24 protein-coding genes and 1 pseudogene are annotated in these 22,349 nt (G+C 62.9%); 14 read left to right on the forward strand and 11 right to left on the reverse strand.

Features of this window, described 5'->3' with window-relative positions; all coding sequences use genetic code 11:
- Nucleotides 1-186: 186 nt before the first annotated feature.
- The 5 genes and pseudogenes from RQ479_RS00665 to RQ479_RS00685 all read right to left on the reverse strand — a co-directional run.
- A complete protein-coding gene (locus RQ479_RS00665) occupies nucleotides 187-972 on the reverse strand; it encodes a slipin family protein (RefSeq protein ID WP_376703750.1) in 786 nt (261 codons plus the stop codon).
- Nucleotides 969-2,363, reverse strand: a complete 1,395-nt coding sequence (locus tag RQ479_RS00670) for a nodulation protein NfeD (protein ID WP_376703751.1) — start codon at nucleotides 2,361-2,363, stop codon at nucleotides 969-971. Before RQ479_RS00670 ends, RQ479_RS00665 begins: the two co-directional genes overlap by 4 nt.
- A 152-nt stretch (nucleotides 2,364-2,515) precedes the next feature.
- On the reverse strand, nucleotides 2,516-3,070 hold the full coding sequence (locus RQ479_RS00675) for an RES family NAD+ phosphorylase (protein ID WP_376703752.1): 555 nt from the start codon (nucleotides 3,068-3,070) through the stop codon (nucleotides 2,516-2,518).
- Nucleotides 3,071-3,418 carry a hypothetical protein gene (locus RQ479_RS00680; RefSeq protein WP_376703753.1) on the reverse strand — a complete coding sequence of 116 codons (348 nt, stop codon included), beginning with the start codon at nucleotides 3,416-3,418 and terminating at the stop codon, nucleotides 3,071-3,073. It lies immediately after the preceding gene.
- 153 nt (nucleotides 3,419-3,571) lie between these two features.
- Nucleotides 3,572-3,685, reverse strand: a pseudogene (locus RQ479_RS00685) (pseudouridine synthase); the annotation flags it as partial.
- Between the two features lie 90 nt (nucleotides 3,686-3,775).
- Between RQ479_RS00685 and RQ479_RS00690 the strand changes: the two are divergent.
- On the forward strand, nucleotides 3,776-4,285 hold the full coding sequence (locus tag RQ479_RS00690) for a hypothetical protein (RefSeq protein WP_376703754.1): 510 nt from the start codon (nucleotides 3,776-3,778) through the stop codon (nucleotides 4,283-4,285).
- Between the two features lie 33 nt (nucleotides 4,286-4,318).
- Nucleotides 4,319-4,894: a hypothetical protein gene (locus tag RQ479_RS00695; RefSeq protein ID WP_376703755.1), complete on the forward strand. Its 576-nt coding sequence runs from the start codon at nucleotides 4,319-4,321 to the stop codon at nucleotides 4,892-4,894.
- 153 nt (nucleotides 4,895-5,047) lie between these two features.
- On the opposite strand, the gene RQ479_RS00700 is transcribed toward RQ479_RS00695, so the two are convergent.
- Entirely contained in the window at nucleotides 5,048-5,812 is a 765-nt protein-coding gene (locus tag RQ479_RS00700) for a pseudouridine synthase (protein WP_376703756.1), read from the reverse strand.
- A 115-nt stretch (nucleotides 5,813-5,927) separates the two neighbouring features.
- On the opposite strand from RQ479_RS00700, the gene RQ479_RS00705 reads away from it, so the two are divergent.
- The gene (locus RQ479_RS00705) at nucleotides 5,928-6,518 is read left to right on the forward strand and encodes a DUF922 domain-containing Zn-dependent protease (RefSeq protein ID WP_376703757.1); all 591 of its coding nucleotides are present in this window, start codon (nucleotides 5,928-5,930) and stop codon (nucleotides 6,516-6,518) included.
- A 215-nt stretch (nucleotides 6,519-6,733) separates the two neighbouring features.
- On the opposite strand, the gene RQ479_RS00710 is transcribed toward RQ479_RS00705, so the two are convergent.
- The gene (locus tag RQ479_RS00710; protein WP_376703758.1) at nucleotides 6,734-7,477 is read right to left on the reverse strand and encodes an SDR family oxidoreductase; all 744 of its coding nucleotides are present in this window, start codon (nucleotides 7,475-7,477) and stop codon (nucleotides 6,734-6,736) included.
- 312 nt (nucleotides 7,478-7,789) lie between these two features.
- Here RQ479_RS00710 and RQ479_RS00715 point away from each other — a divergent pair, with 312 nt between their 5' ends.
- The 8 genes from RQ479_RS00715 (at nucleotide 7,790) to RQ479_RS00750 (ending at nucleotide 15,174) form a co-directional block, all read left to right on the forward strand.
- Complete coding sequence (locus RQ479_RS00715) at nucleotides 7,790-8,413, forward strand: NAD(P)H-dependent oxidoreductase (protein WP_376703759.1); 624 nt, start codon at nucleotides 7,790-7,792, stop codon at nucleotides 8,411-8,413.
- Entirely contained in the window at nucleotides 8,373-10,556 is a 2,184-nt protein-coding gene (locus RQ479_RS00720) for a tetratricopeptide repeat protein (RefSeq protein ID WP_376703760.1), read from the forward strand. The genes RQ479_RS00715 and RQ479_RS00720 overlap by 41 nt, the downstream gene beginning before the upstream one ends.
- Before the next feature lie 99 nt (nucleotides 10,557-10,655).
- A complete protein-coding gene (locus RQ479_RS00725; protein WP_376703761.1) occupies nucleotides 10,656-10,988 on the forward strand; it encodes an ArsR/SmtB family transcription factor in 333 nt (110 codons plus the stop codon).
- Between the two features lie 13 nt (nucleotides 10,989-11,001).
- Nucleotides 11,002-11,688: an aquaporin gene (locus RQ479_RS00730; protein WP_376703762.1), complete on the forward strand. Its 687-nt coding sequence runs from the start codon at nucleotides 11,002-11,004 to the stop codon at nucleotides 11,686-11,688.
- Nucleotides 11,685-12,107: an arsenate reductase (glutaredoxin) gene (gene arsC / locus RQ479_RS00735; RefSeq protein WP_376703763.1), complete on the forward strand. Its 423-nt coding sequence runs from the start codon at nucleotides 11,685-11,687 to the stop codon at nucleotides 12,105-12,107. The genes RQ479_RS00730 and arsC overlap by 4 nt, the downstream gene beginning before the upstream one ends.
- A 69-nt stretch (nucleotides 12,108-12,176) precedes the next feature.
- A complete protein-coding gene (locus tag RQ479_RS00740) occupies nucleotides 12,177-12,509 on the forward strand; it encodes an ArsR/SmtB family transcription factor (protein WP_376703764.1) in 333 nt (110 codons plus the stop codon).
- Between the two features lie 50 nt (nucleotides 12,510-12,559).
- Nucleotides 12,560-13,936, forward strand: coding sequence for an FAD-dependent oxidoreductase (locus tag RQ479_RS00745; protein WP_376703765.1), 1,377 nt, complete (start codon nucleotides 12,560-12,562; stop codon nucleotides 13,934-13,936).
- A complete protein-coding gene (locus RQ479_RS00750; protein ID WP_376703766.1) occupies nucleotides 13,933-15,174 on the forward strand; it encodes an MFS transporter in 1,242 nt (413 codons plus the stop codon). The genes RQ479_RS00745 and RQ479_RS00750 overlap by 4 nt, the downstream gene beginning before the upstream one ends.
- Nucleotides 15,175-15,198: 24 nt before the next feature.
- Here the strand turns inward: RQ479_RS00750 and RQ479_RS00755 are convergent, their stop codons facing one another.
- A complete protein-coding gene (locus RQ479_RS00755; protein ID WP_352467949.1) occupies nucleotides 15,199-15,423 on the reverse strand; it encodes a hypothetical protein in 225 nt (74 codons plus the stop codon).
- Nucleotides 15,424-15,653: 230 nt separating this feature from the next.
- A complete protein-coding gene (locus RQ479_RS00760) occupies nucleotides 15,654-16,019 on the reverse strand; it encodes a VOC family protein (RefSeq protein ID WP_376703767.1) in 366 nt (121 codons plus the stop codon).
- On the opposite strand from RQ479_RS00760, the gene RQ479_RS00765 reads away from it, so the two are divergent.
- Nucleotides 16,014-16,475, forward strand: a complete 462-nt coding sequence (locus tag RQ479_RS00765) for a hypothetical protein (RefSeq protein WP_352467947.1) — start codon at nucleotides 16,014-16,016, stop codon at nucleotides 16,473-16,475. The two genes, RQ479_RS00760 and RQ479_RS00765, sit on opposite strands and share 6 nt — an antisense overlap.
- A 43-nt stretch (nucleotides 16,476-16,518) precedes the next feature.
- Entirely contained in the window at nucleotides 16,519-17,394 is an 876-nt protein-coding gene (locus RQ479_RS00770; protein ID WP_352467946.1) for a sigma-70 family RNA polymerase sigma factor, read from the forward strand.
- 349 nt (nucleotides 17,395-17,743) lie between these two features.
- Here the strand turns inward: RQ479_RS00770 and RQ479_RS00775 are convergent, their stop codons facing one another.
- Nucleotides 17,744-18,901: a sulfite oxidase gene (locus RQ479_RS00775; protein ID WP_376703768.1), complete on the reverse strand. Its 1,158-nt coding sequence runs from the start codon at nucleotides 18,899-18,901 to the stop codon at nucleotides 17,744-17,746.
- A gap of 634 nt (nucleotides 18,902-19,535) precedes the next feature.
- Here RQ479_RS00775 and RQ479_RS00780 point away from each other — a divergent pair.
- Nucleotides 19,536-21,056, forward strand: a complete 1,521-nt coding sequence (locus tag RQ479_RS00780) for an FAD-dependent oxidoreductase (RefSeq protein ID WP_376703769.1) — start codon at nucleotides 19,536-19,538, stop codon at nucleotides 21,054-21,056.
- 46 nt (nucleotides 21,057-21,102) lie between these two features.
- On the opposite strand, the gene dinB is transcribed toward RQ479_RS00780, so the two are convergent.
- Nucleotides 21,103-22,344: a DNA polymerase IV gene (dinB, locus tag RQ479_RS00785; RefSeq protein ID WP_376703770.1), complete on the reverse strand. Its 1,242-nt coding sequence runs from the start codon at nucleotides 22,342-22,344 to the stop codon at nucleotides 21,103-21,105.
- Between the last annotated feature and the right edge of the window lie 5 nt (nucleotides 22,345-22,349).

Consider the following 22,349-nt stretch of genomic DNA (forward strand, 5'->3'; position numbering starts at 1 on the left):
CTTTCATTCCAGCTTGGGTTCCTCGCCCCCACGATAGTGGGGGAGAGGTGGCTCGGCGAAGCCGAGACGGAGAGGGGGACGCCCTGCCGTCAATGAATTCAAAGGGAGGAGCGCGGCAGGCCCCCTCTCCGACCGTTTCGCGGCCACCTCTCCCCCGCTCTGCGGGGGCGAGGAACCCAAGCCTTGTTAGGTCGCGCCGCCTGCGCCTCCGCCTCCACCGCCCTGCAGTTTCAGGAACTGGCTGAGCAAATCCACCGGCAGCGGGAACACGACCGTCGACGAGCGTTCGCCGGCGATGTCGTGCAGGGCCTCGAAATAGCGCAGCTGCATGGCTTGCGGCTCCTCGGCCAGCATCTTGCCGGCCTCGACGAGTTTTGCCGCCGCCTGCTGTTCGCCGTCGGCGTTGATCACCTTGGCGCGCCGCAGCCGTTCGGCCTCTGCCTGCTTGGCGATGGCACGGATCATGTTCTCGTTGAGGTCGACATGCTTGATCTCGACATTGGAGACCTTGATGCCCCAGGCATCGGTGCGCTGATCGAGGATCTCCTGGACATCGCTGTTGAGCTTGTCTCGCTCGGCCAGCATTTCATCGAGCTCGTGCTTGCCGAGCACCGAGCGCAGCGTGGTCTGCGCCAGCTGGTTGGTCGCGGCCATGAAGTCCTCGACCTGGATGACCGCCCGCTCGGCGTCGACGATACGAAAATACAGAACGGCGTTGACCTTTACCGAGACGTTGTCGCGCGAAATCACGTCCTGCGGCGGCACGTCCTGGACCACCACTCGCAGGTCGACCTTCACCATCTGCTGCACGAAGGGGATGAGAATGATAAGGCCGGGGCCCTTGACCCCGGTGAAGCGGCCGAGCGTGAAGACCACGCCGCGCTGATATTCCCGCAGGATGCGAATGGCCGCGGATAGGAACATGACCACGACGAGCGCTGCTGCCAGATAGGCCACATAACCGATGATCATTGCCTTGCTCCATCGCTTCTCACATTGCGGCGCCGCATCGTCAGCACAAGACCCCTGACATCAGCCACCTCGACGCTGTCGCCCACTGCAAGCGGTTCATCGGCTCTTGCCCGCCAGCGCTCGCCCTGGGCGAGCACGTGGCCCTCGCTGCCCTGCCAGTCGAGGACCTCCGCCGGCAGCCCCTGCATGGCCTGTGCGCCAACACGCGGAAGGTTCTTGCGGGCCGCCCACAGATAGCTGCCGGTCAACAGCGCCAGGCCGAGCGTCAGGACGGCGGCGGTGCCGATAACGGCCCACGACATCTCGAAGCCCGGCCCCTCGATCTTGAGCAGCATGGCAGCGCCCAGCAGAAACGCAGCCACGCCTCCCAGCCCAAGGACCACTGTCGGGTTCAAGGCTTCGACGACGAGAAAGATGATGCCAAGCAGCATCAAGGCAAGGCCGGCATAACTGATCGGCAGGAGATTGAGCGCATAGAGCCCGAGCAGAAGGCAAATCGTGCCGATCACGCCGGGCGCGACCGCGCCCGGGCTCGTGAACTCGAAGACGAGGCCATAGACGCCGACCAGCATCAGGATGACGGCGATGTTCGGGTCCGTGATGACGGCGAGAAGCCGGATGAGCCAGCCTGGCTCAAGCGTTTCAACCGGCAGCCCTTTCGTCGCCAATGCCTCTTTTTTGCCTGCGATCTCGACGGTCCGGCCGTCGGCCAGTTGAAGCAGTTCGGTGGTGTCGCGGGCGACGAAGTCGATGACATGCTCCTGCAGCGCCGCGCCGGCCGACAGGCTGGCCGCCTCGCGCACGGCCTTTTCACCCCATTCGGCATTGCGCCCGCGCAATTCAGCCAGGCTGCGGATCAGGGCAACGGCATCGTTCGTCGCCTTGGCGATCATCGCGTCGCCCGCCGGTGCGTTCTTCTTGTCCTTGTCCGCCTCCGGGCCATCGTTCTTGCCGCCGCCGGGAAACGATGGCAGCGGCCCGCCCATCTCGATCGGCGTTGCCGCGCCCAGATTGGTGCCGGGCGCCATCGCCGCCAGATGGGTGGCGTAGAGGATGTAGGTTCCAGCGCTCGCCGCGTGCCCGCCGGCGGGCGCGACATAGCCGATGACGGGAACCGGCGAGGCTAGGATGCCGGCGATCATCTCGCGCATGCTGGTAACCAGCCCGCCGGGCGTGTCCATCTGCAGGATGACAGCCTGGGCGTTCCGGTCCGCGGCCACCGCCAGCGCTTCCTCGAGCTGCCTGGCACTCGCCGGACCGATGGCGCCGTCTATCTCGACGCGCAACACAATTTTCTCCCGCCCGTTCGCCTCTCCGGTTGCCGAAGAAGGACAAACGGCCGCAACAGCCACGAAAGCCGCGGCAAGCAGGACCGCACGCGCGAGTTTCACGCTCAAAGCTCCACACCTAGGAATATGGGCTGGATTTCGCCGAAATCCATGACGCTTCGCGGCGGGTGACGTTCCGCGGCTGTGCAGACCCGACGACTGTCGCGCCATATAGACGAGGTCGGCGGCCATACCTGACGGCGGCGGGCCCGCCGCTAAGTCCAGTCGATTTCCCCGTGATCGGTTCTTGTCGTTATCGCCCCAGCCGGCAGCCGATCACAAAACGCGACGACGTTCAGGCAGTCATACCGCGCGCTGGGCACGATCAGACCGTCATAATCGAGGAAATATGCGGCCTCGCCGATGTCTTGCGACCTCGGATATTCGGCGTGCTTTTCCTGGTATGAAAGCTGCCCGTAGCGCGAGGTATCGAGGCCAAGGGTCTGCAAGGCGGCCAGGTCGAGCAGTCTGAGCGTCCGGTCCAAAGCAAGATCGATCTCGAAGAGATTGTATCTGACACGCGAAGGGACCACTGGCTGCCCCCGCGTCAGGTGGAATCTCATCTCGCTCAGGGCACCTTCGCGCTCTTGCGAGGTGTAGAGCACATCGAATGTTCCGTCGTCCCAACGGCCACCGGAGTTCGAGCACTGGATCGGGCTGCGGCCCTGGCGCACCACACGCCAAACCGTTCCGGCGTATTCGACAGGAACTATTGCTTCGATAACGTCGATGAGCCGGCTATCGCGTCGTTTCCGCCCGGCGATCGCCAACTAGAGAAAGACCTCGTTCTCAAGTCGATCGATGACTTTGAGCACGTCGAGAGCACGGTCGTCGTGAATGAGATCTATCGCCCTTTCACCGTTCAATTGCGGGTGTCGAGCGTAAAGCCAGGTGCGGATATCGCTTGGCTCGTAGAATTCCTGAAGTCGGCCGACGATATAGTGCAGGTCCGATAGAATGAGCTCGCTGCGCGGCTGGGGCTTGATATCGCCGGCCTTCCACCTCGAAACGGTGGCCTTGGACACGTCGGTGATGTTTGCAATATCGGTCCCCTTGAGACCGCCAAACGTGCCCAATTCCTCCAGGAATCTGGGAACGGCCCGCAACGCCGTAGCCATGTTTTCTCTCCGGCTTCCAAGCCAGCTTCGCCTATGCGTGTCAGCCTGACACTTTGACTGCATCGGCGCATTTCGGTTTCACAAATGGAAAATATGAAACAGAGATGCAAATGTCAATTGCCGCTTCGATTCGAGGGCGTCCAGTGTGGTCGCTCAGGCCCGAAGCAGCGCCAGCTCTTCGGCGGTCAGATGGCGGGCCTTGCCTTTGGCAAGCTCGCCGAGTTGCAATGGGCCGATCGCGATCCGGACCAGGCGCAGCACCTCGACATCACTGGTAATGCCACGGGACAATTTGTTCTGTATGGTCCTTGATGCCACGTGGCTGACGATGGTTCGATGGCTTGGGAGGGGAAGATCATGCGAAGCGGATTGGCGAAATTCATCGTGGCGGGTTGCGTCGCCGCTCAGACCGCGCTGCAACCGGCGCAGCCGGCATCTGCCGCGCCGTGCGGCTGGACCGCGAAACTGGAGGAAGACGAGGGCGGCAAAGTTCTGATGGCGTCGGTCTGCGGCGGATCGAATGGCGGCGCCCAGCTGACGCTGGCCTGTTTCGGCAAGCCGACGCTGAGCTATGATCTGGGCGACACCGGTCCGCAACTGGAGCCCGGCAGCGCTTCGTTCACGTTCAAGGCCGGGGGCAAGACGGTGACCAAGACGCTTCAACTCGAAGAGATGTACAACAACTTCACCGTGGAATTGGGCAGCGCCGACCCGATGCTGGCCCTGCTGCGTTCTAAGGGCGAGGTCACGGTCGTCTCGGGCAAATATGGAGAGAACAGCTTTCCGCTTGTTGGCTCATCCGCCGCCATCGGCAAGGTGCTGGCCCAGTGCGGCAAAGCCAAAGCTCCTTCCGACAATGAAGATTGATGAACCCCTCAGCAGCGCCGGATTGAAGGCAAATTGCCGAATCTTAAAGATCCAACGGACCGGGATCTACTGCACAAGATTTGGGACGGCGAGGCTTTGGTAGGTTCGCCGCCGTACGATGAGAGCGACCTGGAAGCACTGTCTTTCGTAACGGACAGAAGTGGGTCGCTGCTCGCGCTCTATGGTCAGGCTAGCCCGCCGCTTTTGCACGATGAAGCCACGCAGTCGTTTGCACTTGTATTTCGGGCTGCTGCCGCTTCCCAGCTAGCTTTTAATGATTTCCTAGCGCACCAACCCAACGCCGCCGAAATGTTGCGGGCCAACGGAGCGAAAGCTCGAGGAGGCATAGAGAAAATGTTTCGCGGCGCCTCAATTTTTCTGGCTGACCCGGCGCTGAAGGAGGGGAACAAGATAGTTCTTGTTGAATCGCTGAGAGCAGATGGTGCCGATCTCGCGCAGAGCATCTCTCCAGACCATCGCCAGGCTTTGATCGATTTGTTTGTCCCGTCGGTTGGCCAGCTTCCCATGCCTGCCCAAGAATCGCTCAAGATCTTTATGCAGAAAATCAAAGCCGCCGGCTGCGATCTGTGGTGTGCTGACGGAATGTGATACCGGCAGAGATCGATATCGGTCGAACCGATGTGAGCGATCAGTTAGGAATATCCGCCAGGAGTCGAAAGCGACCCTTGTCCGCCGCGGTGCTTGCTGCGTCACTTGGGCTTCGACTGGCAGCTGGCTGACTATCGAGTCGCCGCCAGCCGCTCAGGCCCGAAGCAGCGCCAGCTCTTCCGCCGTGAGATGGCGTGCCTTGCCCTTGGCAAGCTCGCCAAGTTGCAGGGATCCGATCGCGATCCGCACCAGGCGCAGCACCTCGATATCGTGGGCGGCGAGCAGACGGCGGATATGGCGGTTACGGCCCTCGTCGAGCACGATCTCCAGCCAGGCGGTGCTGGTGCCACCGCGCAGCAGCTCGATGGAGCGGGCCGTCAGCCATTCGCCGTCGACCGGGGCGCCGGCGCGCAGCCGCTCCAGCATGGCCTCGTCGGGCAGCGCGCCGATCTGCACGTGATAGGTCTTGGCGACATGCGAGGCGGGGTCGAGCAGGCGCTGCGCAAAGCGCGTGTCGTTGGTCATCAACAGCAGGCCTTCGCTGGCCTTGTCGAGGCGGCCGACCGGCGAGACGAAGGGCAGGTCGAGGCCTGCCAGGCAATCATAGACGGTGCCGCGATCCTGCGGGTCGTCGCGGGTGGTGACCAGCCCACGCGGCTTGTTGAGCATCAGATAGACCTTGCGCTCGGCAGCGACGCGGCGGCCGTCGACCTCGATGCGGTCGCGGCCAGGATCGACGCGCATCGAGCCGTTGCGCACGATTTTACCGGCGACCCGCACGCGCCCCTCGGCAACCAGATGCCCGGCCTGCTTGCGCGAGCAAAGGCCAAGCTTCGAAAGGGCGCGGCAGAGGCTGACGCCGGGAGGCTGGGTCCCGGGGGCAGGGCGTTGCCGGGCAATGTTCGGTCGCAGCGACATGGCGTTGCCTGTGGATTCTTGTATACGAGCATCCCACTATAGCCGGCCGCCGGCTATGTCCACGGAAGGGAACTGCATGTCGTTTGCATCGTGCGCAGCGGCTGCGAGGACTTGCATGAAGACAGCCATTCGACTTTGCCTGCTGCTCGCCTTCCTGCCGACGTCGCCGGCGCATGCCGGCTGGCAGGCGGTCGAGAAGGTCGAGACCTATGCCATCTCAGGGCAATCCGGGCCGGAGCTCTATGCGTCGATCGGCGGGCGCGGGCCGCTGCTCGGCGAGCGCCGCGTCATCGCGCATACCAATTTCAAGCTGACCTGGGTGAGGGACTACCAGCCGCAAGGCGATGTCTGCGTGCTGGTGTCTGCGCGGCCGAAGCTGATCATCACCTACACCTTGCCAAAGCCGGCCGCGCGGCTGCCGGGCGCAATCCAGAAGAACTGGCAGGTTTTCGCAGCTGGCCTCGCCGCCCACGAGAAGGTGCACGGCGCCAGCATCGTCGACATGGTGCACAAGATCGAGGCGGCCACCATTGGCCTGACCGTCGCCGATGACCGCGCCTGCAGCAAGATCAGGACCGAAGTGACGAGACGGCTCGCCGGAATTTCGCAGGCACAGCGGCAGGCGAGCCGCGATTTCGACCGGGTCGAATTCGGCCCGGGCGGCAAGTTGCGGCAGCTTGTGTTCGCGCTGATGACCGGGGGATAGTCGAAGCAGGGCAAGGTTGGCGGGACAGCACCCCCCTCTGTCCTGCCGGACATCTCCCCCTCAGGTGGGGAGATTGGATGTCACCCCTGACTTCGCCAATCGCGAACGTTGCAAAGAGAGTGCTGCCGACGAAGCTGCCGATCTCCCCCTTGAGGGGGAGATGTCCGGCAGGACAGAGGGGGGTGGCGCAGCGCATCGACGTCTGCAGGCTGACCTCACGCCTGTTCGGTCGGATAAAGCGTCAGGATGTTGACGTTGACCCGTGGCGGCTGCGTTACCGCGTACAGGATGGCGGCGGCGATGTCCTCGCTTTCCAGCTGCTCCATGTCGCCCAGCCTTTGCTCGACCGCCTGGCGCACATCGGCGCGCATATTCTGGGTGAACTCGGTCTTGACGGCGCCAGGCTCGATGCAGGTGACGCGGATGCCGTCCTTGCCGATCTCGCGGCGCAGCGATTCCGCCATCGCGCTCACCGCGTGCTTGGTGCCGGAATAGACCACCGAAGGGTGGATATAACGGCCGGTGCCGGACGAGACGACGACGATGTGGCCGGCACCTTGCCGCTGCATCGACGGCAGTGCCGCATGGATCGGATAAAGCAGGCCCAGGATGTTGACGTCGACCATCCGGCGGTACTCTTCCGGCGTCGTGTTGCGGAACGGCGCGGCGACGCCGACGCCGGCAACCGCAAGCAGCATGTCGAGCCGGCCGTACTCCTGCTGGACCCGCTCGACCATCGCCGTGGCTTGCGTTTCGTCGGTGACGTCGACGGCAATCGGCAGTGCCGCGCTGCCGGTCTCACGGATCCGCCTCGCCAAGTCGTCCAGGCGCTCGGTGCGCCGGGCAGCAATCACCAGCGTGGCGCCCTCGGCCGCCAGCGCCAAGGCGGTGGCCTCGCCGATGCCTGAGGAGGCACCCGCTACCAAGGCGATTTTGCCGCTCAGTTTTCCTGTCTGCATCTTTTTCTCCTGACGCTTTGGACACGCCGTGAAGCTAGGGCGCAGACATTCCGGGAACAATGCTGGGAGTTCTTGGGCATCGGCAGCGCCCCCGTCCCGCGGAGTACGGCAAGCCATGCAAATGTCCGCGCAATTTTCTTTTGAGCGAACGAGCGGCCTTGACGTGACTGGAGCTGTTGCGTCTTGATATGGAGGCTGCGGGGCTTCGCATGAAAACAGCTGATCGACTATGTCTGCGGGTGGCTTGTTTGCATGCGACGCGCTTGCATGCACTCTCGCGATCCTCTCGCTACCGACCGGGCTGAGCGCAAGATGAAGGTCCTCGTCGTCTATTGCCATCCCTGCACCGACAGCTTCAATGGTGCCGTGCGCGATACGGTGCTGGAGACGCTTGCCGAAAGCGGCCATCAGGTCCACCTGCTCGACCTCTATGCGACTGGCTTCGATCCAGTCATGCGCACGCAGGAATGGCGCGGTTACCACGACAAGGCGGCGAACCTGCAACCGGTGCACGAACACGCGCAGGAGCTGCTCTGGGCGGAGGCGGTCGTCTTCATCTATCCGACCTGGTGGTATGGCCTGCCGGCGATGCTGAAAGGCTGGCTGGAGCGTGTGCTGGTGCCGGGCTTCGCTTTCGAGATGCCGACCACACGACGCGGTCCGCGGCCCAAATTGCGGCACATACGCCGGGTGATGGCAATGACCACATGCGGCGCCACGCCGCTGATGTCGTGGATGATGGGACAGCCCGGCCGGCGGACCCTGCTGCGCGGCTTCCGCTCCGTCTGCCATCCGCTGTGCCGGACCAAATTCCTGGCGCTCTACCGGATGGACAGTGTTTCGCAAGCCGGGCGCCAGGCGCATCTGCGGCGGGTCAGGAAAGCGGTTGCCGGTCTTGGCCGCGCTGATGCGGTCGCCGCCACAGTGCCTGGCTGATTTGGCTCGAGCGGCCGCCGCTGTCTCCGCCGAATGTCACGGGCGCGTGTCGGTTTGGCAAAGGTCAAAAAAATCAAGTCTCACCTTGACCCAAGAATGGTTGCAGTGTTGGGTTGCAAAGATCAAGGCCCTCTTGATCAAGCGCACTGCGATGCAAATAAACGACATGATCCGTGAGCCGATGATTCGAAAATGGCAAAGGTCTTTTTGTCGGTCGCTGCTACGTGGTCTCGTGGTCTTGTTTGCCCTGAGCGGCCCAGCTTTGGCTGCCAGCAGCGATTGTGTCAGCGACGACGAGGTCGATACGGCTCGGCGAATTGCCGCTTGTACACGCATGATAGAGGATGTGACGGAGCCTGCCAGCAGCCGTTTGACGGCCTATTTCAAGCGCGGCGTCGCCTGGGCGATGCAGAATGACCATGATCGCGCCATCGCCGATTTCGATAAGGCGATCAGCCTCGATCCTGAAGATGCCAGTGCTTATTACTACCGAGGCATCTCCTGGGTACTAAAGGGCGACGCTGATCGCGCTATCGCCGATTTCGACCAGGCGATCAACCTCGACCCGAAGAGCGATGCATACCGCATCCGAGGCTCTGCCTGGCTCGACAAAGGCGACAACGACCGGGCTATTGCCGACTACGATCAGGCCATCAGCCTCGAGCCCCTGAATGCTGGAGCTTATGGCGACCGGGGCCTGGCCTGGGCACGCAAAGGCGACAACGACCGCGCCATCGCCGACTACGACCAGGCAATCAGCCTCGATCCTCACGATGCCGTACCCTATAACAACCGAGGTCTCGTGTGGAAAAGGAAGCGTGACTACGACCGCGCCATTGCCGATTATGACCAGGCGATCAGCCTCGATCCGAAGGAAGCCAGCGCCTACGACAATCGGGGTTTAGCCTGGCTACTCAAGCTCGACTATGACCGTGCCATTTCCGATTTCGGACAGGTGATCCGCCTCGATCCGAATGCCGCCGGAGCCCATCATCATCGAGGCATGGCCTGGTCGCTCAGAGGCGATTCTGATAAAGCCATTGCCGACTACGATCAGGAAATCAGCCTCAATCCGAAGGACGCCCGTGCCTACCTCGATAGAGGCCTGACTTGGGCAGTCAAAGGCGACTACGACCGTGCAATCGTCGACTACGACCAAGCAATAAGCCTCAACCCGAAAGACGCCAGTGCCTATGGCAATCGAAGCCGGGCCTGGAGATATAAGGGCGACTACGACCGCGCAATCGCCGACGCCGACCAGGCGATCAGTCTCGATCCGAAGAACGCCAATGCATTCTACAACAGAGGCGATGTTTGGGCTGTCAAGGGCGACTATGACAACGCCATCGCCGACTATGGCCAAGTGATCAGCCTCGACCCCAAAGACCCCAATGCTTACGACAATCGAGGTACGGCCTGGGCGCACAAGGGCGATGACGACCGTGCCATTGCCGACTTCGGTCAGGCAATCATGCTCGACCCGAAACACGCCAGAGCCTACGGGAAACGCGGCCGGATATGGAACAAGAAGGGCGAATACGAACTCGCCCTCGAGGACTACGGCCAAGCAATTGTGCTCGATCCGAAAGATGCCCATGCTTATCTCAGCAGAGGCCTCGTCTGGTCAGTAAAAGGCGAATACGCACGCGCAACGGCAGATTACGACCAGGCAATCAGACTCGATCCGACGATCGTCTACGCCCATTTGGGTCGGGGTATCGTCCATTTCTACTCCGACGCGATGGAGAAAGCCCAAGCCGATTTTGCGCAGGCAGCCACACTCAAACCAGACAATGCCTATGTTGCGATCTGGCTCGATTTTGCCGAGCGTCGCAATGGCGCAGCAGGCCATTTGCAGGAAGCGACCAAAAAGCTCGACATGACGCGATGGCCGGCGCCGGCTGTTCGAATGCTGCTTGGGGGGCAGACCCTCGCCGCGACAATTGCAGAAGCCGACGACCCGGATGCGATAAAGAAACGCGGGAACCTGTGCGAGGCAAATATGTTCAGCGCCGAGCTTAGTCGACTGCAGGGGCACAGCGAGGAAGCTTTGCGGCTTTACAGGCTCGCCGCCAGCGATTGCCCCAAAAACTTCTACGAATTCGTTGCCGCCAATGCGGCCCTGCGCGAGCTGTCGCCGTAGCCTCCGCCGCTACGGATTTCCCCGTCTTCGGTGAGATTTCGTTGCTCAACACGATCATCGCGTGTTGACACTCTTCGTCATTTCTGGAAATCTGGAGGTATGGATAAGATGCTCGCCCTTTCTGCGCTTGCCGCGCTCGGCCAGGAAACCCGGCTCGACGTTTTTCGCCTGCTCGTGCGGGCCGGTGCCGACGGTGTGCCGGCCGGCGAGATCGCCTCGCGGCTCGCCGCGTTGCCGAATACGATGTCAGCCCATCTCAAGATCCTGTCGCATGCCGGCCTGGTGCGGACTGAACGCGAGGGCCGCAGCGTGCGCTACTTTGCCGATATGACCGGCTTTCGCGATCTGCTGGCCTACCTTATGGAGGATTGCTGCAATGGCGCGCCGGAACTTTGCCAGCCTGTCATCCAGGCTGTGACCTGCAACTGCTAGAGGGAGGTTCGTCTTGGTCAATCTTTCCCGGCGCCTTGTTGCCGAGGCCCTCGGCACGGCTCTGCTGGTCGCCACCGTGGTCGGTTCCGGCATCATGGCTGACAGGCTGAGCAGCGATGTCGCCGTCTCCCTGCTCGGCAACACCTTGCCGACCGGGGCGATCCTGGTCGTGCTCATCACCATATTCGGGCCGATCTCCGGAGCGCACTTCAACCCGGCGGTGACGCTGGTATTTGCGCTTCGACGTGAGATCGAAACGAACGCGGCGCTGGCTTACGTCGCCGCCCAGATTGCCGGCGGCATCGCCGGAACGTTGCTCGCGCATGCGATGTTCGAACTGCCGATCCTGCAACTGTCGGCGACGGTGCGGACCGGAAGCGGGCAATGGATTGCGGAGCTGGTTGCCGCCTTCGGGCTGGTCTTCACCATCCTCGCCGGCCTGCGCTCCCGTCCGGATTCTATCCCCTGGCTGGTCGGGCTCTATATCACCGCCGCCTACTGGTTCACCGCATCGACATCCTTTGCCAATCCGGCCGTCGCCATCGCACGAGCGTTCTCCAACACTTTTGCCGGCATCCGCCCCGCCGATCTGCCGGGCTTCATCGGCGCCGAACTTCTGGGCGCGTTGCTCGCCATGGCATTGGCAGGGTGGCTGCTTGCCCAACCGAAACCAGCCGGACAGATGAAAGCTGCGCAATGACCATCACCATCTACCACAACCCCGATTGCGGCACCTCGCGCAACACGCTGGCCATGATCAGGCAGTCCGGCGAGGAGCCGAAGGTGATCGAATATCTGAAAAACCCGCCGTCGCGCGAAAAGCTCGTCGAACTGATCGCAGCGATGGGCATGACGCCGCGCCAATTGCTGCGCAAAAAGGGCACGCCCTATGCCGAACTTGGCCTGGGCGACCCGAAGTGGAGCGACGACGAGATCCTCGATTTCATGCTGGCGCATCCGATCCTGATCAACCGGCCGATCGTGGTGACGCCGCTCGGCACCATGCTCGCCCGACCCTCCGAAGCGGTGCTCGATATCCTGCCCAATCCGGACATCGGCCCGTTCACCAAAGAGGACGGCGAGGTTGTCATCGACGCCAGCGGCAAGCGCGTCGTCTAGATATCGTCCTATTTCGATCTTTGTCGAAATTCTCTTGACGTGCAGCGATTCTGGAAATAGCTTATTTCCATGAAACTCGAAAAAGCAGCCTCGCAACTCGAAGCCCTCGGCAGCCCGACGCGGTTGCAACTCTATCGGACGCTGGTGCGGGCGGGCGATGAGGGGCTGCCGGTCGGGCGCATCCAGGACAGATTGGGCATCGCTGCCTCGACGCTGTCGCATCACCTCAAGCGGCTGGTCGACACCGGCCTGGTGTCACAGGAGCGCCAGGCGACCACGCTGATCTGCCGGGCCAACTATCCCGCCATGAACGGGCTCATCGGATACCTCGCAGACGAATGCTGCGCCGATGCCACCTGTGCGCCGGCATCGGCGGAAGTGACGGCCAAGACGCCGGCGTGATTTTTTTGGCAGTATAATTCGAAATTACCGGAAGGATGGAAGGTATGGAGATGATCGAAAAACTCCCCGTCGCGGTGATCGGCTCCGGGCCGGTCGGCCTGGCGGCAGCGGTCCACCTCATCGCGCAGGGTATTCCTGTCAAAGTCTACGAAGCCGGCAATACGGTTGCATCCAACCTCAGGGATTGGGGCCATGTCCGGGTGTTCACTCCTTGGCGCTATTGCGTCGATCAGGCGGCTAGAAACCTGCTCGAGGCGCATGACTGGCGGATGCCGGAGCCCGAGGCATTCCCGACCGCGAACGACCTCGTCGCGGATTATCTCGAGCCGCTTGCAAAGCTTCCGCAATTGTCACCGTCGATCGAAACCGGCACCCGGGTCGTCGGCATCTCGCGCTGGGGCGCCGACAAAGTGCTGAGCAAGGAACGCGAAAACCGGCCGTTCATGCTGGCTGTCGAGACTGCCGATGGTACAAGACGCGACAGCGCCCGTGCCGTCATCGATGCTTCGGGAACCTGGCAAATGCCGAACCCGCTCGGCGCCGGCGGAATTCCTGCAGAAGGCGAAGCCGAGTTTGCCGACCGCATCGCCTACGGCATACCCGATATTCTCGGCCGCGATCGCAGCCTTTATGCGGGGAAGACGACGCTGGTTGCCGGCTCCGGCCATTCGGCCGCCAATGCCTTGCTGGATCTCGCCAGCCTGGCAAATGTGGAGCCCGGCACGGCTTTCATCTGGACAACGCGTGGCACCGACCTGGTGCGCATTTATGGCGGCGGCGATGCCGACCAATTGCCGGCACGCGGCGAACTCGGCGCCGAAGTGCGCGAACTCGCCGAGAGCGGCGGCGTCAGGCTGGTGACGGGCTTTGCGGCTGTTTCGATCCGCGATGCCGACGGCCGGCTGGTCGTCGAAGGCCAGACCAAGGACGGTTTGCAGGCGCTTGGCCCGGTCGACCGTATCATCGCCGCGACCGGACAGCGCCCCGATCTGTCGCTGACCCGCGAGCTTCGGCTCGAGCTCGATCCGTGGCTGGAAAGCGTCAAGGCACTGGGGCCGTTGATCGATCCCAACGAGCATTCCTGCGGCGACGTGCCGCCGCACGGCCATCGCGAGCTCAGCCATCCCGAGCACGGGTTCTATACGGTCGGCATCAAGAGCTATGGCCGCGCGCCGACCTTCCTGCTGCTGACCGGATATGAGCAGGTGCGCTCCGTCGCCGCGGCGATCGCCGGCGACATGGTTGCGGCCGACAATGTCCAGCTTGTGCTGCCCGAGACCGGCGTCTGCACCGTGCCGCGGATCGGCGTGGCCGACAAGGGATGCTGCGGCGGTCCGGCGCCGGTAGCGGTGGATGCCTGCTGTGTCGCCGACGCCGAGGCGAAGGCGGTCGGCAAAGGCGGCTGCGGCTGCAGCGTCGCGGCATGAGCCTTTCGCCGCCTTCGCCGGCCATCTTGCGCAGCCGCGGCGCGGTCATCACCGCGCTTGGCCTGACGCAGATCATGGCGTGGGGATCCTCCTACTATCTTCCCGCGGTCATTGCGCCGGCGGTCTCTTCCGATACCGGCTGGCCGCTGGCATGGGTTGTCGGCGGCCTGTCTCTTGGCTTGCTTGTGGCGGGATTGATCTCTCCGCGCGTCGGGTCATCGATCGAGCGGCATGGCGGCCGCAACGTCCTGGCGTTCAGCGCCGGATGCATCGGGGTCGGCCAAATCGGGCTGGCCGTTGCCCCCAACCTTGCGGCCTATATCGCTGCCTGGCTGATCGTCGGCCTGGGCATGGGGGCGGGACTCTACGATGCCGCTTTCGCAACGCTTGGCCGCCACTACGGCCATGGTGCGCGCTCCGCCATCACCACGCTGACGCTGTTCGGCGGTTTTGCCAGCACAATCTGCTGGCCGATCTCGGCCTTTCTGCTGGAGGAAGTCGGCTGGCGCGGCACCTGCCTGGTGTACGCGGCTGTTCAGTTGGTGATTGCGCTTCCGCTCTATCTGGTGATCCTGCCCCGCGAGGCGCCGAAACCGCCAGTCGGGCCAGGATTGCCAGTCGGGCCAGGATTGAACCAGGCGACGCCGGCCCGCGAAGGCAATCCCGATCCGTCGATCATGATCGTTCTGGCCGCCACACTTACGCTCGCGGCGGTGATCTCCTCGACGCTGTCGGTGCATCTGCTCACCATCCTGCAAGGCAGCGGCATGGCGCTGGCCGCGGCCGTCGGGCTCGGCGCACTGGTCGGCCCGTCCCAGGTGGCGGCGCGTGCGATCGAGATGACCATCGCGCGCTACCACCATCCGATCCTGACCAAGTTTGCCTCGGTTACCTTCGTCGCGATCGGCGTTTCGGCGCTCTGGGCCGGCATGCCAGTCATCCCGTTGGCGCTCGGCTTCTACGGCGCGGGCATCGGCCTCGAATCCATCGCGCGGGGGACGTTGCCGCTCGCGCTGTTCGGCTCGAATGGCTATGCGAGACTAATGGGTCGCCTCGCCATGCCGAGCCTGATTGCCCAGGCGGCGGCACCCTCGGCCGGCGCATTGCTGCTGGAGCGCTTCGGCCCGCACGGGACGTTGGCCGCGCTTTCCGGTCTGGCGCTGGCCAACGTCATCCTCGCATGCGGCTTGGGCTGGCGGATGCTGCGCCGCCAGCAATCGCAGGTTCAAACCCGATAGGATTTCGACCTGCGGTCAGTGCTTTCAACTGGAGAGCGGGAGATCTTCCAAGGGATCGACAAGGAAGGACGCGGCAATCAGATCGTCCGCGTCGAGGCGCAGTGAGCCTTCGGCGCCGCCCATGATGGCGGCAACCTTTTGAAACGTCTTAATCTCGTGCTCGGTAATCTGGGCAGTTTGCATTCTGGATTTGAGGTCAGCAACGCGCAGCCCCAAACTGTGGGATATTCCGATTTTACGGTTCGACATGGTAAGATGCTCCTCCCCGGCCCATGTTTGTTTTGCCACCCGCCCTTATTCGCATTTCCTCCGCCTGCCTAAATATGAGGCATCGCGAATACAGCGCCCGAACGCCCGATGTAAGGGAAGGTTCCGGCGCGCAGAGGTCACGAAATAATAACACGAAGAAGCAGGGCCAATGGTCCGGCCGGAGGTAGGACTTAGGTACGACGCCCCGCCGGACAGAGGGCTCCGGTGGCTTATCGGCTGGCGAGGACCATGCGGTTGCCTTCGCTGTCGCGAAACTCCGCCACCGTGCGCCCCGGCTGCCACGTCGCCTCATGCGGTTCGGTGACGATCTCGACGCCGCCCGCCTTCAACGCCGCGATCATTGCTCCGACATTTTCGTCGACCAGCACCAATACGGGCTCCGCGCCGGGGGCGTCGTCGGCGCGCCTGGTGAAATGCAGGTTCGTCACGGCATGCGGAAATGCCAGCTCGATCCAGCGCCAGCCGCCATCGCCCATCTTCTGGTCGGCCAGCACCTGACAGGCGAGATGCCTGGTGTAGAACGCCTTGGCGCGATCCTGGTCGAATACCGGAAGCTCGGCAAACTGGATATGCATGATCGTCTCTCCTGCTTGATGGCTGCCGCGCAGCCGCCCACGCGGGAAAGACGATGCGGGCAACCGAAAAGATTCTTCGGCAAGGAGAATCTTTTCAGCGCAGCCGGTCGTCCTTCGTTCATACCAACCAATCAGGAGACGACAATGGACTACGCGCTCATTCGATACGGTGTGAACCAAGCCGACCTGGCAGATAACCGCGCGCTGGTCGAACTAGTGTTCGAAGCTCTGGGCGAGGCGGCACCGCCGACGGTGCGCTATCTCGTGCTCGAGCTTGACGATGGCTCGTTCGTCCACATCGTCGGCCAGGACGGCGATTCGTCGGCGCTGACCGGGCTTGCCGCCTTCAAGGCATTTACGGAAAACCACGCCGAACGCCGTTCGACCCCGGCAATGCGATCGCCTGTCAAAGTCATCGGCAATTACCGTATGCTGGCGGATCAGAAGGCGGGATAGCGCCTGCCATGCCGCTCGCGCAGATACGGGATGCTACGCCGAAATGAACAGGGCGACTTTGGAGGCGATGCTCGTCGAGTTGCGGCCAAGGCTGCATCGCTACTGCGCGCGCATGGCCGGCTCGGTGATTGACGGCGAGGACATCGTCCAGGAGGTGCTGATCAAGGCGCTGCAGGCGATCGACGGGGGCGCCATGGTCGAACGGCCGGAGCAATGGCTGTTTCGTATCGCCCACAATGCCGCGCAGGATCATCTGCGGCGGCGCAATCGGGAAAGGTCGCGCATGACCGAGGCCGACATGAGCGTGATCGAGGATCCCTCCGGCAGCGCCGATAGCCGGCTCGCCGCCCAGACCGGCCTGCGCTCCTTCATGCAGCTTTCGGTGCCGCAGCGCAGCGCCGTGATCCTGGTCGACGTGCTCGGGCTCAGCCTGCATGAGACCTGCGAAGTGACCGGCGCGACGCTCGCCGCCACCAAGGCGGCACTGCATCGCGGGCGGGCGCAGCTCAAGCTGCTGGCGCTGCAGCCCGAGCAGGCGCTCGCCCCGAGGCTCGACGCCGACGACGAGCGCCGGCTGCGGCGCTATGTCGACCTGTTCAACGCGCGCGACTTCGACGCGGTCAGGGCACTGATCGCCGAGGACGTCCGGCTCGATGTCGTCAACCGCGTCCGCCTGCGCGGCAAGGCCGAGGCGTCGACCTATTTCGGCAATTACGACCGTATCAGCGACTGGACATTGTCGCTCGGCTTCGTCGACGGCAGGCCGGCGATCCTCATCCGCGACCCACAAGCGGCCGACGGCGCCGTGCGCGGCTTCATGCTGGTCGAATGGGCGGGCGAGGAGGTCATCCAGATCCGCGACTTCCGCTATGCGCCCTGGTGCCTGGTCGACGCGGAGATCAGGGCCGTCGAGAGGTGAGGAGGGGCTGGAAATGGTGCCGAGATGGCGCGCGGAGGCGACGTGGCCAAGGTTGCGCCACCGGACAAGTCTGCCATCGCCTCGATCACCAAGCTGAAGGGCTCCGCTTCCGATTTCGGGAGCGGTATCGTCGCGAAGAGGATCTACGGCCTACACCCGTCATGCTCGATAAAGAGCGGTGCCAGCCTTCGGATCAGGCAGCCTCCTCCTGGGTGACCCAAACGCAATTGCCACATGCCAGCAAGTTCTTAGAGCGGATCCGGTTCTCCTGGAACCGGTAACCCGCTCTAACTATCTGTTTTGCCGCATTTATGCGGACGCCAAATGCTTCCATTTGGCTCAAAATGCTCTAGCCGATACGCACGCGGCGCGTCACCTGGCCATTGCTTTCCCAGTATGTGTGTTTCTTGGCAATCAAGGGATCGTCCATCGCCGGTTGAATTTGTCCCGTGGTGCTGACCGCGCGTGAGGTCACCGTGTGTTCTCCAGGAGAAGGATTTGCCCAAGCCAGGGACCAGATTTTCCAGGCGTGTTCTGCCTCCTCACTGTGGTCAATGGTCGCTGGTGCCCAAGGCCCTTGATCGATTTGCACTTCGACCCGTTCGATCGGCGCCCCCCAGGCTGCTCCAATGATGGAGTAATCTGAGTCTTTCCGGGTAACCTTCGCAGGCGCGGACTTTATCAGCGCTCGCCCGACTGAAGTCTCGGCCCATACGGTCTCGCCGTGGTGGTCTTCTTCCCGGATGGTGACATAGTCACGGGCCATCAGAAGGCTCATGAACCGCGTATCGCGAACCTCGATGCGCTTTAGCCACTTGACGTTGGCGATCCCGTACCAGCCTGGAGCAATGAGCCGTACCGGGAAGCCATTGGCCGCCGGCAAGGCGGCTCCATTCATTTCATAGCAGAGGAGGTTGTCGGGGTTCATCGCGTCGACGAGCGACATGCTACGAGCGAAGTTCTGCTTCATTTTTACGTCGCGTATCGGGATCTCGCCTGTGTCGGTACCGAAAAAGACGACCTCGATGCCCTTCTCCAGAACACCGGCTTCCTCAAGGATCGGGGCGAGCGGCGTCCCTGCCCAACGGGCATTGCCGATGCCGCCGGTGAAAAAGGGAAATCCGTGGTTGCCCGAGCATTCCACTGTGAAAACGACCTCCTGCCGCGGTCGCGCCTTGATGTCGGCGAGCGTTAACTCCAAGGGCTTCTTGACCAGGCCTCCGATCTCCATCGACCATGTCTTCTCGTCGATCGTTGGTCGGTTGAAATGCGAGATGCTGAAGAACTTGTCGTTTGGCGTTATCCAGCTGTCCAAATCCTCCCAGACAAGCTGCTTCTGGATACCCACCGGATCGGGATTTTTGGTCGGCTGATCCAGCCACGGAATAACTTCCTCGCTCGGCCGTGTTGGAAAAGCGTAAGCCCGACGCGAGGTATAGAGAGCAGCAATTGCGGCAAGAGCCGCGCTTCCTTGAACAAGAAGTTCTCTGCGCTGAAAATCAGGCATGTTGTTTACCTCCCAGTTGATCCGGAACAGACTGCAACGTGCCTTAGGCCGTAGCCTGATCACGGATAGGCGACACAATGTGAGGTCTGCCCATCCGGAAGTATCCGGATAGGTCAGACAATCACCGACGCAAGTCAAGCATGTGAAGCATTGCACGAAACGCTAGCTGGCGTTTCGCACGCTAAGAGTGCGCCTTTGAGAAGGAACTGTCCACAACTTGGACGGGACATGATGATGATTGCGGCATTCCATGCCGATTTCCGGTCCTGCCAAATCGTTGCTGCTCGGATCGCTGCCGAACGCCCGCTTCTGGGGTCATTTCCGGACCTTCGCGGGTGCTGGTCGAAAAGGTGTTTTCTGCCGGCCCGCGGGTTGGCCGGGCGGCCGGCATCGCCCTGATCTCCTGGGGCAGCGCTACGCTTTTGGCCTGACGACCAGGGCCGCCTCGAATGTCGCATTTGCAGGAAACGATCCCTCCTGAGCAAAGTGCATCGCACCGCCCTAGCCAGGCCGGCTCACAACGCGTCGGGGCGGACCCGTGGGTGACGTCAAGCTTACGCAGGCATTCAGGCGTCGAGGAACTTTGAATCCTGGCGTCCGTTTATCCGAATGTCGGGTATGAAGGGCTCCGCCAATGAATGTCAGCGATGAAAGGACTGTACCGCTTTGGGCGACAACCGAAGTCGCGCCCGAGGCGGTTCCGCTCGAGCGGAGTGAACAGGTCGAGGTCGTGGTCGTCGGATCTGGCATTGCCGGACTGTCGGTCGCGTACGAGTTGGCCATCGCCGGGCAAAAGGTGGCGGTGCTCGACCGCGGCCGGATCGGAAGCGGCATGACGGCACGCACCACCGCGCATCTGTCATCGATCTGCGACGACTGTTTTTCGGAACTGATCAAATTGCGCGGCGAGGAACTGGCGCGGATTTACTACCAAAGCCAGTCGGCCGCTATCGACCGTGTCCAATCGATCCAGGAGGCGGAGGGTATCGCGTGTGATTTCCGCCGCCTCGGCGGCTTTCTGTTTCCGGCGTCAGGCAGAAAGGAATCCGTCATCGAGCGCGAACTGGACGCCGCTCTGAAGATCGGAGTCGACGTCGAGAAAATCGTGGGCGTGCCGCTTGCAGGCTTTTCGAATGCGCCCGTCCTTCGCTACGCCAATCAGGCGACATTCCACCCGCTCAAATATCTCCGCGGGCTGGCTGCCGGCATTCGCGCGCGCGGCGGCGCGCTTTATGCGGAGACCATCGTCGACAAGGTCGAGGAGACCGACGGCGGCGTCCGCGTAAGCACGGTCTCGGGCTTTGCCGTGTCTGCCAAATCGGCCGTTGTCGCCACCAACTCGCCAATCAACGATCGGGTCGCGCTCCATACCAAGCAAGCGCCCTATCGGACCTACGCGATGGCGTTCGAGATCGCGCGCGACGTTTTGCCGGATGCACTCTATTGGGACACGCTGGATTCCTATCACTACGTTCGCCTGCAGCCTGGCGAAGGCAAGACCGACTTTTTGATCGTCGGTGGTGAGGACCATAAGACAGGGCAGGCCGACGACGCCGACGACCGCTTCGCGGCCCTGGCGGCCTGGATCAAAAGGTTGGTGCCCGATATCGGCACCGAAGCCAATCGATGGTCCGGGCAGGTAATGGAGACCGTCGACTATGCCGGGTTCATCGGCCGCAATCCCGGCGACCGGCATGTCTTCGTGGCTACCGGCGATTCCGGCCAGGGCATCACCCATGGGGTCGTCGCCGGCCAATTGATTTCCGACCTGATCCTGAAGGGGGAAAGCCCCTGGCGGGAACTTTACGAGCCCTCCCGCAAGACGGTACGCGCGATCGGCGACTATCTGGCGGAGAATGCGACAGCGATCAGGAGTTTTGCCGAGTATGTCGCGCCTGGCGAAATCGATTCCACCGATAAGCTGCGGCCGGGAGAGGGCGCTATCGTCCGCGAGGGGCTTACCAAAGTGGCGGCTTTCCGCGATGAGGACGGCACGCTCCACAAGCGCTCGGCCGCATGCACCCATGTCGGCTGCCATGTCCATTGGAACTCGTTGGAACGCTGCTGGGACTGCCCCTGCCATGGCTCGCATTTTGCCGTCGACGGCACGGCCTTGAACGGGCCGGCCGTATCGCCCCTGGGTCCTGTCGGATAGTCTTTTCGAGATCGTATCGCCAGACTTTCGCCCCAGCCAGGCCGGCTCACAATTCCTTTTCGGCCAGTTCGCGAAAGGCGTCGGGAACCGACCGCTGTAGTCCGAGCGCGACCGAGGCGTAGCCGACCGCCTCCCAGCCGAAGCGGTCGCGGATCTTGTCGACGGCGCGATCTGCCGTCCAGCGCGCCGCGCCCTTCCTGGTGCCGGGGCGGCGGCGGTCGTCGTCGAGCCCGAGCGGCAGTTCCAGTTGCAGGCCGGCATGCTGCTCCAGATGCGATACGGCGATCGCCAGCAGCGAGATGGTCTTTTCGTGCGGATGATCGATAAGCACCTTGCGCACCAGCGCCTCGGCGATCTCGGCCAGCATGGCGGTTGCCGATATCGGCTGGTCGAGCGTGATCGAGCGCGTCACCGATCGCAAATCGGCAAAGCGGACGCGAACCGTGACGGTGCGGCCGGGCCGGGATTTCGCCCGCAACCTCGTGGCGACCCTGTCGGCCAGATGCAGCAAAGCGGGTACGAAGACGTCCTCGTCGGCCGGTTTTCGGCCAAGCGCCGATTGCGCGCCGGCCGATCGCGCGCGGCGCTGCGTCTCGAGCTTGCGCGGATCGCGGTTCCACGCCAGCGCGTTGAGTTTTTCTCCGGCCGCCGGCCCGAGCAGGCGCTCCAGCGCGCCACTGTTGGTCTTCGCCAGCTCGCCGATGGTGTTGACGCCGATGCCGGCCAGCCGCTCCCTGGTGACCGGGCCGACGCCCCACATCAGCTCGACCGGCAGGTGGTGCAGGAACTCCAGCTCGTGGCGCGGATCGACCACCACCAGCCCGTCGGGCTTTGCGACCTGTGAGGCGATCTTGGCCAGATGCTTGGTGCGGGCTACGCCGACCGAGATCGGCAAGCCGAGCTCGGCCCGCACGCGGCGGCGGATCTTGCTGGCGATCTCGGCCGGCGAGCCGAACAGATGGGTGCAGCCGGCGACGTCGGCAAAGGCCTCGTCAATGGAAATCCGCTCGACCACCGGCGTGAAATCGCCGAGCACCTTGATGGCCGCATCGCCCAGCCGCTGATAGTCCTTGAAATGGCCGCCGACGAAAATGAGTTGCGGGCAGAGTTCCCGCGCTCGCCGTCCCGGCATGCCGCCGCGCACGCCGAACGCCTTGGCTTCATAGGATGCGGCAAGCACTACCCCGCCGCCGACGGCAATCGGCTTGCCGCGCAAGGCCGGGTCGAGCAATTGTTCGACCGAGGCATAGAAGGCATCCAGATCCGCGTGGAGGATGTTGGCTTCCATCCGGC

The sequence above is a fragment of the Mesorhizobium sp. ISC25 genome (assembly GCF_042295465.1).
Lineage (GTDB): Bacteria > Pseudomonadota > Alphaproteobacteria > Rhizobiales > Rhizobiaceae > Mesorhizobium.

Coding starts and splice junctions, on each gene's coding strand:
- RQ479_RS00665 (WP_376703750.1), bottom strand. CDS start 972: ATGATCATCGGTTATGTGGCCTATCTGGCAGCAGCGCTCGTCGTGGTC.
- RQ479_RS00680 (WP_376703753.1), bottom strand. CDS start 3,418: ATGGCTACGGCGTTGCGGGCCGTTCCCAGATTCCTGGAGGAATTGGGC.
- RQ479_RS00690 (WP_376703754.1), top strand. CDS start 3,776: ATGCGAAGCGGATTGGCGAAATTCATCGTGGCGGGTTGCGTCGCCGCT.
- RQ479_RS00700 (WP_376703756.1), bottom strand. CDS start 5,812: ATGTCGCTGCGACCGAACATTGCCCGGCAACGCCCTGCCCCCGGGACC.
- RQ479_RS00705 (WP_376703757.1), top strand. CDS start 5,928: ATGAAGACAGCCATTCGACTTTGCCTGCTGCTCGCCTTCCTGCCGACG.
- RQ479_RS00710 (WP_376703758.1), bottom strand. CDS start 7,477: ATGCAGACAGGAAAACTGAGCGGCAAAATCGCCTTGGTAGCGGGTGCC.
- RQ479_RS00715 (WP_376703759.1), top strand. CDS start 7,790: ATGAAGGTCCTCGTCGTCTATTGCCATCCCTGCACCGACAGCTTCAAT.
- RQ479_RS00725 (WP_376703761.1), top strand. CDS start 10,656: ATGGATAAGATGCTCGCCCTTTCTGCGCTTGCCGCGCTCGGCCAGGAA.
- arsC (WP_376703763.1), top strand. CDS start 11,685: ATGACCATCACCATCTACCACAACCCCGATTGCGGCACCTCGCGCAAC.
- RQ479_RS00740 (WP_376703764.1), top strand. CDS start 12,177: ATGAAACTCGAAAAAGCAGCCTCGCAACTCGAAGCCCTCGGCAGCCCG.
- RQ479_RS00745 (WP_376703765.1), top strand. CDS start 12,560: ATGATCGAAAAACTCCCCGTCGCGGTGATCGGCTCCGGGCCGGTCGGC.
- RQ479_RS00750 (WP_376703766.1), top strand. CDS start 13,933: ATGAGCCTTTCGCCGCCTTCGCCGGCCATCTTGCGCAGCCGCGGCGCG.
- RQ479_RS00755 (WP_352467949.1), bottom strand. CDS start 15,423: ATGTCGAACCGTAAAATCGGAATATCCCACAGTTTGGGGCTGCGCGTT.
- RQ479_RS00765 (WP_352467947.1), top strand. CDS start 16,014: ATGCATGATCGTCTCTCCTGCTTGATGGCTGCCGCGCAGCCGCCCACG.
- RQ479_RS00760 (WP_376703767.1), bottom strand. CDS start 16,019: ATGCATATCCAGTTTGCCGAGCTTCCGGTATTCGACCAGGATCGCGCC.
- RQ479_RS00770 (WP_352467946.1), top strand. CDS start 16,519: ATGAACAGGGCGACTTTGGAGGCGATGCTCGTCGAGTTGCGGCCAAGG.
- RQ479_RS00775 (WP_376703768.1), bottom strand. CDS start 18,901: ATGCCTGATTTTCAGCGCAGAGAACTTCTTGTTCAAGGAAGCGCGGCT.
- RQ479_RS00780 (WP_376703769.1), top strand. CDS start 19,536: ATGAATGTCAGCGATGAAAGGACTGTACCGCTTTGGGCGACAACCGAA.
- dinB (WP_376703770.1), bottom strand. CDS start 22,344: ATGGAAGCCAACATCCTCCACGCGGATCTGGATGCCTTCTATGCCTCG.